This is a genomic window from Clostridium sp. OS1-26, from assembly GCF_030915445.1.
GTDB lineage: Bacteria > Bacillota > Clostridia > Clostridiales > Clostridiaceae > Clostridium_AM.
Genome location: NZ_CP133264.1, coordinates 3,625,041 through 3,640,232, shown reverse-complemented (window position 1 = coordinate 3,640,232; position 15,192 = coordinate 3,625,041). Strand labels below are relative to the sequence as shown.

The following is a 15,192-nucleotide window of genomic DNA, read 5'->3' as shown; positions in this document are numbered from 1 at the left end:
ATCCCTTTTATTGTTTTTAAACATTTTTTCTAAATTAGGTATTGATAAAATCATTATCTCTTTTTAATTCCACTGATGGCTTGTATTAACAACTTCTCTAAAAGTTGAGCTAGGAGTATAATACCCACAAGCGCACTGATATCTAAATACATTATAGGTTGTAGTAATTGTGCATAGGTGTGGATTGTCGCCAACCCATTCATAATGCGTGGTTTTGTCACTTTCAGTTCTTAGAAATACTTTGTTGTAAAGCCTATGCCCATCATCGTAAACAGGACAAACTGGAGCACCTAATTGATGAACTATTCCTTCTGGAGTAGCTGCTTGTGGAGTAATTTCATTTGTTGCAGCAAATGCAGTTGAAGGAACTGCAAGCATAGCTAAAAGAGCCAACGATAGTAATTTACTTTTTAATTTCATATGCATATCCCCTTTCGTTGCATAAATTAGATTGTATTACATAAGATATCCCGTTTCCCATAAAATACCTTATATTCCATATTATACCATATGATTTTGTGTAAATCAATATAAGATATTACATTGATAACAAACCATCTTGTTTTGGCATAAATGATGTCATAATTTTTTTGAAATACGACGTAAAAGCACTCCAAAATTCAATTCATGAATAATGCGGTGTCCATGTAAATTGGTCGTTTTTTCAGTTGTTGCGTCAAATAAGAAGATTGTGAGCTAATATATTGCTCTAATTTTTTATTTATCTTTGAAATTTATGTTTATTATGATTAACATAATGGAGAATACTATTACTAATATAAATCCAACTAATGATATGATATTAGTAAATATAACTATTAACTCTCCAAATAAATGCCCTCCATAACCACTTGGAAACATTCCAAGTTTAGCGCATTCAAATACAGGATTAGCTGATAGAGCAAGTATAGCACTCCCCAAAATGCAATAAAGTAATTTTGTATTTTTACTCATTAAAACTCCCCTTTTTAATTCATAATAAATTGCAATTGTTGTTTAACTTATATGAAAATTATACCATAATATCCATGTACATTCATTACTTTGCAAAAATCATAGGAATTTTTAACACCACATTATTCGGTTTTCAAAGACCATCCTTCATATTTATGTTTTCAGCAGTTACGTCGCAAATTTTTCATGTTATCCAGCATTCTTATATAGCAACTTAGCTATGTCTATAATTACCTTTTCTCTCCAATCGCTTACGGTTGACTTTGAAGACATGTGTAGTTCTCTGCTTATTTGCTCAACCGATAGGTCGTCTTTATACTTTAATAGAACAAATTGTTTATAGATTTCATCTAACAACCCTATAGCATGTTCAATGTCTGAATCTTGATTCTTTATCTCTCTTATTTTGGCTCTAAGCTTACGAATTTGCCTTATAGTACGCTTTAATTCTTCTTCTAATTTTTCTATTTCTCTTATGGCTGCTGCTTCTGCATATGAGGTTCCAGAAGAGGAGTTTTGAACTCTCTCCTGGCTATAATCTATACTCCTACTTTCTGGCTCTATTGTTATATTAGTTTCTCTTAAGTCCTGCCTTATCTCTTCTTTTTGATTTTCTAATATATTTATTCTATGTTCTAGTTTATCTATTTCCTTTAGTTTTCTATAATGCCTATATAGTCTGCCTTCTGTTTTTCTAAAATTCTCTTCATTTATCATAGTTGTCCTCCTCTTTAAGTTCTTTTGCTGTCTTACATATAGCTATGGCTACAACTGGAGCTACTATTATTAAGGTTATAGTTGTAGTTAGAATTACTATTGCTAACATATATTGCATCTCCTAACTACTTGTCCATTTACTTTTATTTTCCCATTCTGAAAGCGTATCCTTGCCCTTTTCCAACGTCCATCTATTTTATATCTGCAACTATGATATACAGGCCTGTGTATACTCTCAAATCTTATCTCTGTCCCTCCTAAGAAGTCTTTTATGCTTACCTTAGTTGGATACATTGCATTTTCCTCTCTTTCATTTGATTTATTTATAAATTCTTGGTAAAATCATTACATAACATTCCATTTTCACAGCAAAGGTCGTGATATACTTGTTTAAACATTCATGGATATATCCTCTTATATCTCTACTAATAATCTCTACTCTACTCTTTTTACTTTATGGATTACATATTGGTAATGATGGTAGCTTGTTCGGCGCATTTATTTTTACTTTTTTTATAGTATCAATCCTTACTTGTATAAGCATATGGATATCATTGTCTTCTATAGAATCTAAAGAAAAGCATAGCGTTGAAATACCTATAATAGTTGCTAATTTAATTATTTGTAGTAGTTATATTCTATGGTTCCTTAGTAAAACTAGAGCTTTTTAAAATCTCTTGAGGATTAATTTATACTACTTTAATTTACTACTTTTCTATTACCTCAGCATCCGACTTAAGTACAGATACTAACACACCCTTTTGATTTACATAGAATCTATTCTTATCTTCTCTTTTAACTTCGAATGTCTTTCCTATACTGTTTTTATACCAGAAGTCTTTCTTAGAACAATTCATAATCATTATTTCACCTATATATCCTCCTGTCGCTTATATAATGTTTGTAGTGCACTTATTTCAGCTTGCAATGCTTGTGCCTTGTCTCTGCCTGCCTTATATTTATATTCGGCCATATCTCTATTGAATTTTAAGTCAGATATATTTGCCCTTGCTACATCTCCTATAAGAGTGACAGGAGCTTTCTGCTCTCTTAGCTTAAGAAGTTCTATTCCTAAAGCTTGTCTATACTTTTGTTCAGCTTCTGCATATTCCCTAGCTAATGCAAAAAGCTTATCTCCACTTTTTTGAAGTCTTTTAGCTGCAGTGTATATCTCTTTGGCTATGTCTACCATATCTATTGCCATCTAATCACCTACATTTACCAGAATAATAATCTTAATTCTGCACATTCTATTTTTGTAAAAGTTATATCATTGGATTCGTGTCTCCTGATAATATTTGCTGTCAATAAACAGTTTTAAATGTTGTTATGATATTGATACAATTTATATAGCCTTTATGCCAGGGTCTTTTCACCCCTGGTTTTTTATTCTGCTTTATTAAAATCAAATTTCATTTGCCTATCTGCTCTCTTTAGCATTGCAAAATCTTCTTTATTAAAGCCATCCATTATGTTAGATACAGGACTTAATGTTGTTTCCCATCCTAGCCCTAAGTTTCCTATTACCTCTTTCCATCCTTTTAAATCCGGTTCTCTTAACTTGCTTCCATCTTCTATTTGCCTTAATACTGAATATAGGTGCCATAATATCTGATCAGTGCTGATCCTAGACATCCAAAATTCTCTGCTTTCTACAATGAACATATATCCTGTTAATTCTGTGAGCTGCTTTGGAGCTTTCTTAATCCACATTACATCATCATCACGCCTTACTTCATCACCTACACACTCTATGTCTTTAACTTCACCTGTACGTTCCTCAATGATTCTTATTTTTAGCATTTCTTATTCTCCTTTCTTTGATATGTTGAATAATCTTTCTAAGTTATATCTAAACCTTACTTTTTTCTTTTCTCCCGATATTTCAATACCTTGATTAATACAAAATTGAAATGTCCTATTTGCCAAAATCAAGCTTATGGAGCACTAGCTATGTTTAGTGATTCTTTGCATGGAGTTATTGAATGTAAAAATTGTGATTCATATATACATGTTTAAGATAGCATTATATTTTTTTACTTTTTATCAGAACATAAGTTCGTATAAAAGATGTGATATTGTGGCAGTAAAAACAAATACAAAGATAAATGGTAAAGAGTATTATAGAATTACTTATGATGTTGGAATAAATGCAAATGGTAAAAGAATTAGAAAACAGTTTTTAGGCAAAAGTAAAAAAGAAGCAGAACAGAAAAAATTAGAGTATATAAATAAAATTAATAGTGGAATAGTTGAAACTAAATCCATGTGGCTAGGGGCAACTATGAAAAGTTGGTTGTTTGAAGTAGTTAAAATGGGGCAAATAAAGCCTGCTTCTTTTCCAAATATGAAGGCATATATAGAAACTATTTTGAAAAATCCACTATTGCATGCCTAGCATTAGATAAGCTTAAACCTATTGATATACAAAGATATTATAATGATTTATTTAAAAAAGGTAAAAGTAGTAATGTGATTAAGAATGCCAATAAGTTACTTAAACAATTCTTAAATTACTGTGTAGATTGTGGCTATATTTTAAAAAATCCATGTGATGGAAAGAAAGTTATTATTCCTAAAGATAGTAATGAAAGAAAAGAAGATAAAGCATTACCTATATTTTCTAAAGAAGAAATGGAGAAAATATTAAATCAAAAAGAGGATACAAAAATAAGATATATAGCCCTAATTTCTTATGCTACTGGCATGAGACGAGGTGAGATTTTAGGCTTGAAGGAGTCCGACATTGATTATAGTAATAATGAAATTCACATAAGAAGAGCTCTGGTAACAACTTATGTGTTTGATGATAAAGGTAATAAACATAAAGAAACATTTTTAGATGACACAAAGACTTATACATCTGTAAGAGATATTCCTTTGCCTAAATCATTAATACAAATAATTAAGCAATCTATAGCCCTTAAAAAATTAGATATGCTGAAAGCCACAAGCAGTTTTAATGAAGAAAATAAAGACTTAATTTTTCTAGCTGCTAATGGTGAATACATTGAAGCGAGCAATTTAAATAAATCATGGACATATTTTCTTAAAAGATGTGGCGTTGCTCACAAGAAATTTCATGCCTTAAGACATACCTATGCTACCTTGCAATTTTAAAATGATAGACCATTATTAACGATATCTAAATTATTAGGTCATGCTAGTATTGATATTACTGCTGATACTTACACACATGTAATGAAAAAAGAAAAGGAGAAGGCTATTGATACCTTAAGTCTATTGAATATGGTGTAAATTTTATAATGGTGTAAAAATGGTGTAAAATTCAAAATGGTGTATAATATTTGTAGGAATAAAAAAAGCTATAACCCTTCATATTACTAGGTTACAGCATTTTGGTGACTCCTAGGGGACTCGAACCCCTGATTCCACCGTGAGAGGGTGGCGTCTTAACCACTTGACCAAGGAGCCTTGTAAATGTAATTAATACAACTTTTACGCTATTATAATAACAATTCTTACTATTTTTGTCTAATAGTTTATTTAAATACTCTGAATTTAATGTATTTAAAAATGTTATAACTACTCGATCTGAATATTTGACTTATTATCATTATTCATAGTTCTTTGTTACATAAATACTTTTTAATGAGTTTAAAACTCTAAAATCATATCATACCACTTAGCACCGCCGTGTACTGATTCAGATATGCCTTTATTTACGTATCCAAACTTTTCGTAATAATGGATAAGTCTTTCTTTGCAAGTCAGAATAACACCTTTACGACCTGCTGCTTTTGATACTTCTATCATATAATTCATTAATTGCGCTGCAATCCCTTTGTTACGATATTCAGGTATTACATCAAGTCCAAAAATAGTCTGATAGTCTCCATCTGGAATGTGTAATGTTGAATCTTTGTAGAGTTCATCATATATAACAGTTCCATTGATAATGCAACCATTGATAAATCCAATTACTTTGCCATCTGTTTCTGCTACAAAAAAACTTTCTGGAAATGTATTAATACGTTGCTCTAAGGATTTCTTTGTAGCCGCTTCTGCCTCTGGAAAACAACTTGCTTCTACTTTTGTTACTTCATCTACATCTTCTATAGACGCTTGTCTAATTGTAATGTTCATTATAATCTTCCTTTCCTAAAAATATTATTCAAATCCTAAAATTACATTAGGCGCATTATATTGCTCCGTTATAAAGGTGATAATAAAACCACTAACAAATTAGTGCAATATATGCATATTATATCCTATCTTTACTTTTTCATCAAAACAAAAATATGAAAAGCCCAGTAATTGATTTGAATCAACCACTGGACTTTTTACCTTAAACATTCTTCAATATAATTTTATAATATATGATTTATTTTATTGTTTCTGCTATCTTATTTATAATATCCACTCTTTCAGGACCTAGAACTCCAGATAACCTTGTTGGCATAAATCCATTTTTATAGACCCTATCTCCATTAGCATTTATTATAGCTACAACTGTCTTCTCTAGTTCCTCATAGCTTAGTAATCCCTCAAGATATGTATCAACTAAGTCTCTCAATTTACTTGCCAATTCCTTTGGATTTTTGTAACTTGCTCTCATTTTTAATGTACTCCTTTAAATTCTTTTCTTAAGATTTTTAATATTTATATATGTACTAGCTATTACAGCTATTATAGCTGCAGTATTGATTATTATACCAAAAGTGCTCAATTTGCCACCTGTAATTACAAAGCCATAGACTATAAAAGCCATAACCACAACATTTATTATTATTGAAACTATATCTCTCATAAAAACTTCTCCTAACTTTAAGTTCATATATTTAGTTTTTACATTAGTACTGCTTTTCTAAACACTCTTTCTCCGAGTAATTATAACCTATATTCAACAAAATAAAAAGAACCATAAGTATATTAATGATTAAAAATCCACTTATAGTTCTATCATAGTAGAAAATTTTTTAAAGTGGAATATAATATTATTGATTAGTATTAATATGGAGTGTATATACATTGAACTATGCAACAAGTACTAGATTTAGTGAAGCTAATTTTAATGAAAAATATTTCAGGCCTTCACCGCTGCCAGCTTTAAATAATAAAAATTTTAATTTTGATTTTTTTGATAAGTATTCAAATGAAGACTATAATAAAATTATTTTGCCTGATTGGCTATTTACTTCCCCTGAAGATACTATCATAAATTATTTTAGCATATTAAGAGAGGCAGAAAATATATCGACAGGAGGCTGCGGTACAATTGGACTTGTCAAAATCCCATATCCCATTTCATACAACTTTTTTACTTCAAAATATCAAAGTAATGTAGATTATAAAACTTATTTAAATTTCTTCAAAGATATAGGACACATTAACTTAATTAAGCTTAATAATGTAACTGATGAAACTACTCCAAATGGAACTTACAAATATTTTATTGAAATAGAAACAATAGAGCCATCTATAAAAGGTAATACAAGTTTTGCATATTATTATGGGTTTGTATATATAGAAAAGGAAAATGGAAAATATAAAATTTCTGATATAGATTTAAGGAGCGAAGATTTTCTATGTGCGGCTTATCACGGATGGAGACATAATGCAGAATTTTACGTAGATATAGTTTATGGAGGCTGGTGTAAGCTTCTTAAAAAAAGATATCCAACTGAACAAAAGGGCTACATTAAAAATATATATATGGCTGGTAATGATGGACATGAATATAAATTTCAATTCTTTCAGCTTACGAATGGAACTGATATAGAAATTCATCAGTTTATTAAAGATAGTAATAACGAATGGAAGCCTATAACCATAGACGTAGATAAATGTATACAACGGTGGAGATTTCCATACCCCTTGTTTCCAATGTATTTTATGCTGTAAAAAAATAGCACTTACTTAAAAGCAAGTGCAAAAATAAAGGATTAAATATATTTAAATTAACACCATTGTATAAAAATAAAAGGAACTTCTTACGAAGTTCCTAATAAACAAGTTATAAAAACACATACGACGTTATATTCAAAATAATAGCATTATAAATATAACATAATCACTATGCATTTTCTTTCCCTCCGAAAGATTGCAATTAAAAGTAAAAGGCAGGTCTCCTGACTCACGGGTCATTCTCCTTCTTCCTTCCCAGATAAATCCAGTGGATATAGAATTCGTCTCCGTATACAGTAGCGGGGGCTGCAGTGGATTTTCACCACTTTCCCTTTTAAACATTATAAAAGTACCTAAAACTTTATATTAAATTTTCCTTTTATTACATTATTTATTATATCATATCATTTTTTATATTACCATATTCTTATAATACTTTTTACAAATAATTTTAAATATACTAATAAAAGCTACAAATTGGAGCTATTTTTAATATGAACACCTGCAAAAAGTTGTATGTCTATATAAGGTTCCTCAACAAAAGTTTTTTCATAATAGAATTTATGCTTTTAGTAACACTTCTTCATATTCTCCATAGTATATAGCGATGAGAATCAGTTAACTGAAAATTGAATAAGTATAATATATACTGATTTGATTCAATAATAAAAAATAATTACAAAGGAGAAATATACTATGTCATGTAATCATAACCCAGCTGTTACCCTAGGTGCACAATGTATAGTTCAGATTGGCACACGTTTCTTTCTACTTGTAGAACTAGAAACACCAATTGAACGTGTTATTGTTATAGAAATTACAGCTGCTCAATTTGCTGCACTAAGAGCTGCAGGAGTACCTGTTTGTCCTATATTAAATGCTGTTCCTACTGCTGTAGCTGGAACAACTGTAGAACTTCAATGCACCTTTATAGTTGATGACGAAGCTTTTATAGTTTTTGAAATAGAAAATGCTAGGGAAAGATTAGTATTAGTAAGAAGTCCTCTTTGCACAGTAATCTAGTAAAACTTTTGCCAGGTAGTCATGTACTACCTGGTTTATTATATTACTCTGTTATACTTATCTTTGTCCAATGATAACAAACATTTCATTGTTATCAATTTGGTTGATTGTTGTTATCCCAACCTGTTGAAAGTAACTTTTTATTGTCTCTATATCCGGCAGATTATCTTCCGCCACTGCTTCTGACACATTCTTATGAAGGTTATTTATTACTTTTCTGCTTTGGGAATGGCATATAATAAACTTACCTCCAGTTTTTAAAAGTCTGCTTATGGTCTTAATCATTGTCAACTTATCTTCAAAGTGTGGAAAAGCAGAGTAACATATAATATAATCAAAACTCTCTTTTGGTAAATCCGCTTTTAAAATGTCATCACATACAAATGAAACATTTTCAAATTTATATTTACTTTGCGCTACTTCCAGCATTTTATCAGCAATATCAACTGCTATAACTTTGCCGTCCTTACCTACATACTTAGAAAGATAAGGAATTAAAACTCCAGTACCCGTACCAACGTCAATTAATTTTGAACCTTCTTTGATACCTAACAAATTTAAAATATATATAATTTTTTCAGTATCATGTTTACAAACTGTATCCCATTTATACGCCATTGAATTAAAAAATTCTTTTTGCATCATTTAATTACCTTCTCTCGCAATTAATCTACTTTTGTTTAATGAAAGAATAATAGCAGGAATAAATATTATTTGTATAATTATGCCAGGAATACCTTGAGCAATGGCCCCTGTTATGAAAACAATAGGATTAGGCAGCTTTGCCATAAAGAAAGTAGCAAGTACCCATACAACAATAGAGGATGCAATTCTGCCTGCTATCATACTGTAGACAAGAGACACATACACATTAAGATTTAATTTTCTATAGAGAAGACTTGCTATCCCGCCATATGTAGCCAATTCAAATATCATAAAGGGCAAAACCGGAAACACAGGAGGCATACCTGTGAGAAGAGAACTTAAAATTGGAGTAATTGCACCTACTGCAATTGCAAAGGGTGCACTAACTACAAAGCCTGCAATTAAAACAGGTATATGCATAGGTAAAAATGTTGGGCCTGACCCAAACACATGAAATACCATTGGCAAAATAATGCCTAAAGCGATAAATAGACCTGACAATACGATTTCCCTTACTGATATTTTTCCCATAAAAAATACCCCTTTCTTTTAGCCATTTTATACTCACTTTGTTATTCAACAAATAATACTCAAAAGGACACATTTCTAACCTACAAACTGCTTATTTGTGGGTTATTATTTATTATGCTACATATTTTCCTTTGCTTTCCTAAGCATTTCATCTGCCTCTTCCATAAATCCTACAGCTTTTTGTATAAATTCTGCAGTTTGTAATTTTCCCATTAATTTTGCTTTTTCGACCCACTCTTTAAATCCCTCTTCATGAGATTCATTATGTTCAACCCAATGTACTAATAAAACCTTTAGGGTTTCTTCTTCCTTATTCAAATTTAATTTACAATCACAATCAGCTGATACTTCATGAGCATGACTATGTCCGCCATGAGTATGTTCGTGTGAGTGTCCATCATTGCCATGATGATATTTGTATTCATTTTTTTCATTGTAAATCATAAATATCCCTCATCTCTCTATTTTTTTTAATTGTAAAACCAAATAGTCCATAGAGGACATATTCAGTAATTATTTAAGTTTATTTTTGCTTTTCTATTAATCTATTTTTCCTGAACTTCAAGAATTCCCATCGGACAAGCTTTAACACATATACCACATGCGATACACTTAGTTGGATTAGGCTTGTCTTCCGCTTTTACTACGATATCTTTTGGACATACTTCAACACATTTAAGACAACCAGTACATGCTTTTTTATCTATCATGTATATTCCTTTAGCATTTTGTTTAATAGCTCCTTCAGGACATTTCATAGCACATAAGCCACATTGATTACACACTTTTACATTTACAGAACTATCTTTCTTCTGATCAATTTTAATGCATGGACTACCATAAGTTTTGTAAAATGCTTCAGAACAATCCGTTTCACATGTTAAACAAGCCATACATAAAGAACTATCAGTAACAACTAATTTTTTCATTTTCTAATTCCCCCTTATTTTTTTGTTTTACGCCTCCAAATCAGCTAGTCCATATCATAATCATACATAACAAGTGTTGAGTTTAATATCTCTGTTTTCTTATATAATTTTCATTTAAAAATACTCAAGTGCAGAAGGGCTGCTCTTAAGTATTTTTATTTTAGGGTTTAGGCTTTAATATTAAAATTTATTTCAAAACTACATTTATTTATAAAGCAATTTACATGCCAGTATCTCAATCCTTGATATCTGTATTAAAACTCGTGAATTTTATCAATTTGAAAATACATTTAGTCTCAATTAGATAAAAATATATAAATTAATTTCATTTTGATACTATTTGAGCAAATCGACTCAAATGGTTAGTTAAGTATAAAAAAATAGAACTCACCTCTTGGTAAGCTCTATTTTTATCTTAAAGTTGAACCCAATTTACTCAAAAGAATATTTTATCCCCCATTGACTTCTAACTTCATCCATTATGTTCATCACATCAATAGATAATTCTAAGGTATCCTTATTATTTTTATTTAACACATAGTTATTAATATCTTCAACCTCATAAATTAATGCCTTTGAGGTTTCACCAGCCTCTATAACTTCCACTTTTCCATCTGGATAAGTTATCGTAGCCTTATCTGCTCTTGGGAAATTCTCTACGGTTATGTATCCTAACTCCCCTGCTACAACGCCCTTCTTTGGTTGTTTAGCTCTCATTGTCAAAGAAATTACTGCCATTTCGTCATTAGAATTCTTAAGTATTATACCGGATTGTTCATCTACACCAGTTTCAAATTTCTTTACTGTTGTTAAAACTTCCTGTGGTTGACTTGATAGAAAATATCTAGTAAAGGATAGAGCATATGTACCAATATCAAGAAGTGCACCGCCAGCTAAATCTTTACTAAAAAACCTATTATTAACGTCATATTCTTTAAGACTTCCAAAGGATACTTGAATCATTTTAATCTTCCCAAGTTTTCCTGAGTCAACAATTTCACGTAATTTTTTATATAATGGCATATGATAAATAGTCATAGCCTCTGCAACCACTAAACCTTTACTTTCTGCTAAATTAGCTATTTCTCTTAATTGCTTACCATTTACGGTTATTGCTTTTTCACAAAATACATGCTTATTGTTTTTAAGACTTTCCATTATATACTCATAATGATTACAATGAGGAGTTGATATATAGACTATGTCAATTTCATCATCTCTTAACATTTCCTCGTAGTTATCGTAAATCTTTTGCACATTATAATTGCCTGCAAATTTTTTTGCCTTTTCAAGAGTTCGTGACCCCACAGCATATATACTTCCGTTAACCTCAACAATAGCCTTTGCAAAGTCTGCTGCAATTGTTCCAGGTCCTAATATTGCCCATTTTATTTTACTCATATTTTTCACCTCATACTTTAATAATTTTATTCTTATAAATCATTGTAATACCACTGTTGCTAGCTATCAATACCTTGTACACTTGTTGATAACTTAAGTATAAATCTATGGCAAATAATTTTAAAGCCAATGCTTATTCTTAAGAATTGGCTTTAGTATAAACAGGCACCTCAAATCTTAAGTAGATATCCCAAATCTTAAGTAGGCATCTAAAATCTCTGATTTTGAGATGATCACTTACACAGAGTGCTGATTTTGAGATGATCGATTACACAGTTAAATAAATTTATAAACTAGTTTTAAAACCTTTTCCTTGAACCTCAGAGGCATCTAAAATAGATATAAAGGCTTTACTATCTACTTTAGTAACAATATTTTTAAGTTCGGGCAATTGAGATAAGGGTATAATACAGTAAAGTATCCTCTTATGTTCTTTTGTATAAGCTCCTTCGCCATAAAGATAGGTAACTCCCCTATGTAAATTCATCATTATAAATTTAGATATCTCTTCCTCCCTTTCTGTAATAATGAATACTGATTTAGTTTGGCGTAATCCTTTAACTACATTATCCATAACAAAAGATGTTGTGTACATTGCTATTAGTGTATATAAGGCATTAGGGAGTCCAAATATAAAGGCACTAATACTAACAATTATTAAATTTATACCAAAGGATATTGTGCCTATATTAAGGTTAGAGTGTTTTTTTCTAATTATCATAGTTATTACATCAAATCCACCTGTAGAGCCCCTATGGGTAAAAACTAGACCAAAACCAATTCCATTAATAACGCCTCCATATAAGCAATAAAGCAGTATATCATTTATATTTAAAATATTAGATATAGAATGTGTTAATACTAGTGATAAAGAAAAGGATAACGTTCCTACTAAAGAGTATATAGTAAACTCTTTATCTAGTTTCTTTAAGCTTAATACAAATAATGGAATGTTTGATAAAAGAATTACATATCCTGCCTCAATTTTGAATAAATATTGAACTATGAGTGCCACCCCAGTAACTCCTCCACTTAAAAGTTTAGCGTGAATTAAAAACATATTTACACCAATAGAAGCTAAAAAACTTCCAAATATAATATATAAAAAGTCTATAATGTTATCTTTGTTTAAAAATTTAGTATCCATTTTACCTCCCCATTAAGTGACATTGCGAATTGAATTTTGAACTTAATTATGGAAATACACTATAATTACTGTACATTTCAAATAAAATTACTTATTTAATTAAATATATTATGTTACATAAAGCTAGTTATTATATATGAACTTGCATTAAAAATAAAAAAAAGCATTTATTATAAATGCTTCAGAATTCTTATTTGCAGCTTTATATAAACACTTTGGGGAAGTTTTTAATGGAGCGGGTGAAGGGAATCGAACCCTCGTAACTAGCTTGGGAAGCTAGCACTCTGCCATTGAGTTACACCCGCATATATAAACTATTAAATTACATTACATATATTATAGCTTATTTTTACTTCTTTGTCAAAATACATATGCGCTGTACTAGTATCCTCATTTTTAAATTTAGCATAGTTTAATCAAATAGTATCAAGGTTAATATAAGCTCCATTAAATAATTTATTCTGCACTCTTACAATTTATTTGCAGATAAAAAGTATTTTTATGATATTTTATTAATATAGAAAAAACTTAAAGACTACTGTAAAATAATACATAATGATACTAAAAATCACATATGAAAATTGAAGGGAGTTATAATTATGAATGAAATTTTAAAGTTCATTAGCGAAGCCAAAACATTTTATATTGCAACTGTTGACGGTAACATACCAAAAGTACGTCCATTTGGATTTGTTATGGAGCATGAAGGTAAACTCTATCTTTGCACTAACAATAAAAAGGATGTGTACAAGCAGTTAATCACTAATCCTCATTTTGAAATCAGTACTATGTCCGCAAATGGTGAGTGGATCAGACTGGAGGGTAAGGCTGTTTTTGATTCAAATATGGCTGCAAAATCTAAGGCCTTTGAGGTTGAACCAATGCTTGCAAATATGTACAAGTCCCCGGACAATCCTATTTTCGAGGTATTCTACATAGCAGAAGGTAAGGCTACATTGTATTCCTTATCAGATGAACCAAGAGTAATCGCATTATAAACAGAATTCTTGGCCTCAGGTGGAGGTTAAATGCCCAAATGGCATTTAACTGGCAGGCTTGTCCAGTGGTCGTAGACAAACTCCATCTGAAGCTTATTAACAGGCTTCTTAGTGTCTTTAGCACTTAGAAGCCGTTATCCATAGTCGTAGCGCCACTTATCCCCAACTTTAAGAAAAGCAGAGAACCCAAATCTTTGATTTGGTGTGAATCGCTTTCACAGAGTGCAAGCAGAGAGCCCAAACCTTAAGCAGGCATCCAAAATCTATGATTTTGAGATGATCGCTTACACAGAGTACAGAGTGCTGATTTGGTGCGAATCGCTTTTACAGAGTGCGTTGCGATGTTAGTGGCGGTAGACATCGGATAAAACTATAAGTTCTATTTTAGTTATCTTAGATTTTTCCCCATATAATAGGCTTTATCTAAGGCTTCTTTGTTATCAGCTACAGCCAATTCTCCTGTAGATACTCCATACTTTCGAGTGAATTTTAGCCCTAAGTACTCTGACATCTGTTCCAAACTACTTTCAACAACCTTAGCACCTGAATCTTCTTCTGTTCCTTCATGAGTCATTAATAATACTATTTCTTTATCCTTAAAGTCTTCTGATTTAAGGGCATATAACCTATCTATAAAAGTTTTTAGCTGTGCTGTCATATTCCACCAATACACTGGTGTAGCTAAAACAATTATGTTTGAACTTTTTACTTCTTCATATAGTGGATGCATGTCATCCTTTATAACACAAGTATCTAATGCCTTCCTACAGCTATTGCACGCACTGCAGCCACTAATGTTTTTCTCCTGAAGAAATACGTTAGAGTATTCTGCGCTGCTGTGACTTTCTTGCACACCCTTCAAAAATTGGGCCAATAGAGTTGCTGTATTCCCGTTTCTATTCGGACTTCCTAAAACTGAAAAAATCTTCATTTTACCATCCCCCTTGATAGATTATATACTATTATTATAATTATAAAT

The 15,192-nt window shown here is 30.8% G+C and carries 22 protein-coding genes, 2 tRNA genes and 1 riboswitch; of the genes, 5 read left to right on the top strand and 19 right to left on the bottom strand.

Features of this window, described 5'->3' with window-relative positions; genetic code table 11:
* Positions 1 to 63 precede the first annotated feature (63 nt).
* The 7 genes from RCG18_RS17790 to RCG18_RS17760 all read right to left on the bottom strand — a co-directional run bounded on the left by RCG18_RS17790 (position 64) and on the right by RCG18_RS17760 (position 3,474).
* Positions 64 to 420, bottom strand: coding sequence for a hypothetical protein (locus RCG18_RS17790; RefSeq protein ID WP_308037366.1), 357 nt, complete (start codon positions 418 to 420; stop codon positions 64 to 66).
* A 297-nt stretch (positions 421 to 717) separates the two neighbouring features.
* Complete coding sequence (locus RCG18_RS17785) at positions 718 to 954, bottom strand: hypothetical protein (RefSeq protein WP_308037365.1); 237 nt, start codon at positions 952 to 954, stop codon at positions 718 to 720.
* A gap of 189 nt (positions 955 to 1,143) precedes the next feature.
* Positions 1,144 to 1,671, bottom strand: a complete 528-nt coding sequence (locus RCG18_RS17780) for a hypothetical protein (RefSeq protein ID WP_308037364.1) — start codon at positions 1,669 to 1,671, stop codon at positions 1,144 to 1,146.
* Positions 1,672 to 1,773: 102 nt separating this feature from the next.
* Complete coding sequence (locus tag RCG18_RS17775) at positions 1,774 to 1,965, bottom strand: hypothetical protein (protein WP_308037363.1); 192 nt, start codon at positions 1,963 to 1,965, stop codon at positions 1,774 to 1,776.
* 413 nt (positions 1,966 to 2,378) lie between these two features.
* On the bottom strand, positions 2,379 to 2,528 hold the full coding sequence (locus RCG18_RS17770; protein ID WP_308037362.1) for a hypothetical protein: 150 nt from the start codon (positions 2,526 to 2,528) through the stop codon (positions 2,379 to 2,381).
* Between the two features lie 14 nt (positions 2,529 to 2,542).
* Complete coding sequence (locus RCG18_RS17765) at positions 2,543 to 2,875, bottom strand: hypothetical protein (protein WP_308037361.1); 333 nt, start codon at positions 2,873 to 2,875, stop codon at positions 2,543 to 2,545.
* A gap of 182 nt (positions 2,876 to 3,057) precedes the next feature.
* Positions 3,058 to 3,474: a hypothetical protein gene (locus tag RCG18_RS17760; protein WP_308037360.1), complete on the bottom strand. Its 417-nt coding sequence runs from the start codon at positions 3,472 to 3,474 to the stop codon at positions 3,058 to 3,060.
* 208 nt (positions 3,475 to 3,682) lie between these two features.
* Between RCG18_RS17760 and RCG18_RS17755 the strand changes: the two genes are divergently transcribed.
* Both RCG18_RS17755 and RCG18_RS17750 read left to right on the top strand, forming a co-directional pair.
* On the top strand, positions 3,683 to 4,069 hold the full coding sequence (locus RCG18_RS17755; RefSeq protein WP_308037359.1) for a hypothetical protein: 387 nt from the start codon (positions 3,683 to 3,685) through the stop codon (positions 4,067 to 4,069).
* A gap of 74 nt (positions 4,070 to 4,143) precedes the next feature.
* Positions 4,144 to 4,791: a site-specific integrase gene (locus RCG18_RS17750; protein WP_308037358.1), complete on the top strand. Its 648-nt coding sequence runs from the start codon at positions 4,144 to 4,146 to the stop codon at positions 4,789 to 4,791.
* Between the two features lie 240 nt (positions 4,792 to 5,031).
* Here RCG18_RS17750 and RCG18_RS17745 read toward each other — a convergent pair.
* The 4 genes from RCG18_RS17745 to RCG18_RS17730 all read right to left on the bottom strand — a co-directional run bounded on the left by RCG18_RS17745 (position 5,032) and on the right by RCG18_RS17730 (position 6,442).
* Positions 5,032 to 5,106: transfer RNA gene (locus RCG18_RS17745), tRNA-Glu, on the bottom strand.
* 183 nt (positions 5,107 to 5,289) lie between these two features.
* Positions 5,290 to 5,778 carry a GNAT family N-acetyltransferase gene (locus RCG18_RS17740; RefSeq protein WP_308037357.1) on the bottom strand — a complete coding sequence of 163 codons (489 nt, stop codon included), beginning with the start codon at positions 5,776 to 5,778 and terminating at the stop codon, positions 5,290 to 5,292.
* 238 nt (positions 5,779 to 6,016) lie between these two features.
* Positions 6,017 to 6,250, bottom strand: a complete 234-nt coding sequence (locus RCG18_RS17735; protein WP_308037356.1) for a TIGR04540 family protein — start codon at positions 6,248 to 6,250, stop codon at positions 6,017 to 6,019.
* 15 nt (positions 6,251 to 6,265) lie between these two features.
* Positions 6,266 to 6,442 carry a hypothetical protein gene (locus tag RCG18_RS17730; protein WP_308037355.1) on the bottom strand — a complete coding sequence of 59 codons (177 nt, stop codon included), beginning with the start codon at positions 6,440 to 6,442 and terminating at the stop codon, positions 6,266 to 6,268.
* A 221-nt stretch (positions 6,443 to 6,663) separates the two neighbouring features.
* On the opposite strand from RCG18_RS17730, the gene RCG18_RS17725 reads away from it, so the two are divergent.
* Together RCG18_RS17725 and RCG18_RS17720 are read left to right on the top strand one after the other, a co-directional pair.
* On the top strand, positions 6,664 to 7,536 hold the full coding sequence (locus RCG18_RS17725) for a hypothetical protein (protein ID WP_308037354.1): 873 nt from the start codon (positions 6,664 to 6,666) through the stop codon (positions 7,534 to 7,536).
* Positions 7,537 to 7,735: 199 nt separating this feature from the next.
* A riboswitch (cobalamin riboswitch) is annotated at positions 7,736 to 7,911 on the bottom strand.
* Positions 7,912 to 8,235: 324 nt separating this feature from the next.
* Complete coding sequence (locus RCG18_RS17720; RefSeq protein ID WP_308037353.1) at positions 8,236 to 8,562, top strand: hypothetical protein; 327 nt, start codon at positions 8,236 to 8,238, stop codon at positions 8,560 to 8,562.
* A 57-nt stretch (positions 8,563 to 8,619) separates the two neighbouring features.
* Here RCG18_RS17720 and RCG18_RS17715 read toward each other — a convergent pair whose 3' ends face one another.
* The 7 genes from RCG18_RS17715 to RCG18_RS17685 all read right to left on the bottom strand — a co-directional run bounded on the left by RCG18_RS17715 (position 8,620) and on the right by RCG18_RS17685 (position 13,520).
* Positions 8,620 to 9,207, bottom strand: a complete 588-nt coding sequence (locus RCG18_RS17715; protein ID WP_308037352.1) for a class I SAM-dependent methyltransferase — start codon at positions 9,205 to 9,207, stop codon at positions 8,620 to 8,622.
* Entirely contained in the window at positions 9,208 to 9,738 is a 531-nt protein-coding gene (locus RCG18_RS17710) for an ECF transporter S component (RefSeq protein ID WP_308037351.1), read from the bottom strand.
* Between the two features lie 117 nt (positions 9,739 to 9,855).
* Entirely contained in the window at positions 9,856 to 10,182 is a 327-nt protein-coding gene (locus RCG18_RS17705; protein ID WP_308037350.1) for a hypothetical protein, read from the bottom strand.
* 101 nt (positions 10,183 to 10,283) lie between these two features.
* Positions 10,284 to 10,667 (bottom strand): 4Fe-4S binding protein, encoded by a 384-nt coding sequence (locus RCG18_RS17700; RefSeq protein ID WP_308037349.1) that lies wholly within the window; start codon positions 10,665 to 10,667, stop codon positions 10,284 to 10,286.
* A 432-nt stretch (positions 10,668 to 11,099) separates the two neighbouring features.
* Entirely contained in the window at positions 11,100 to 12,068 is a 969-nt protein-coding gene (locus RCG18_RS17695; protein WP_308037348.1) for a Gfo/Idh/MocA family oxidoreductase, read from the bottom strand.
* Between the two features lie 286 nt (positions 12,069 to 12,354).
* Entirely contained in the window at positions 12,355 to 13,215 is an 861-nt protein-coding gene (locus RCG18_RS17690; protein WP_308037347.1) for a YitT family protein, read from the bottom strand.
* A gap of 231 nt (positions 13,216 to 13,446) precedes the next feature.
* A tRNA-Gly gene (locus RCG18_RS17685) sits at positions 13,447 to 13,520 on the bottom strand.
* 294 nt (positions 13,521 to 13,814) lie between these two features.
* On the opposite strand from RCG18_RS17685, the gene RCG18_RS17680 reads away from it, so the two are divergent.
* Positions 13,815 to 14,213, top strand: coding sequence for a pyridoxamine 5'-phosphate oxidase family protein (locus RCG18_RS17680; protein ID WP_308037346.1), 399 nt, complete (start codon positions 13,815 to 13,817; stop codon positions 14,211 to 14,213).
* A 388-nt stretch (positions 14,214 to 14,601) separates the two neighbouring features.
* On the opposite strand, the gene RCG18_RS17675 is transcribed toward RCG18_RS17680, so the two are convergent.
* The gene (locus RCG18_RS17675) at positions 14,602 to 15,144 is read right to left on the bottom strand and encodes an NAD(P)H-dependent oxidoreductase (protein ID WP_308037345.1); all 543 of its coding nucleotides are present in this window, start codon (positions 15,142 to 15,144) and stop codon (positions 14,602 to 14,604) included.
* Positions 15,145 to 15,192: the final 48 nt, after the last annotated feature.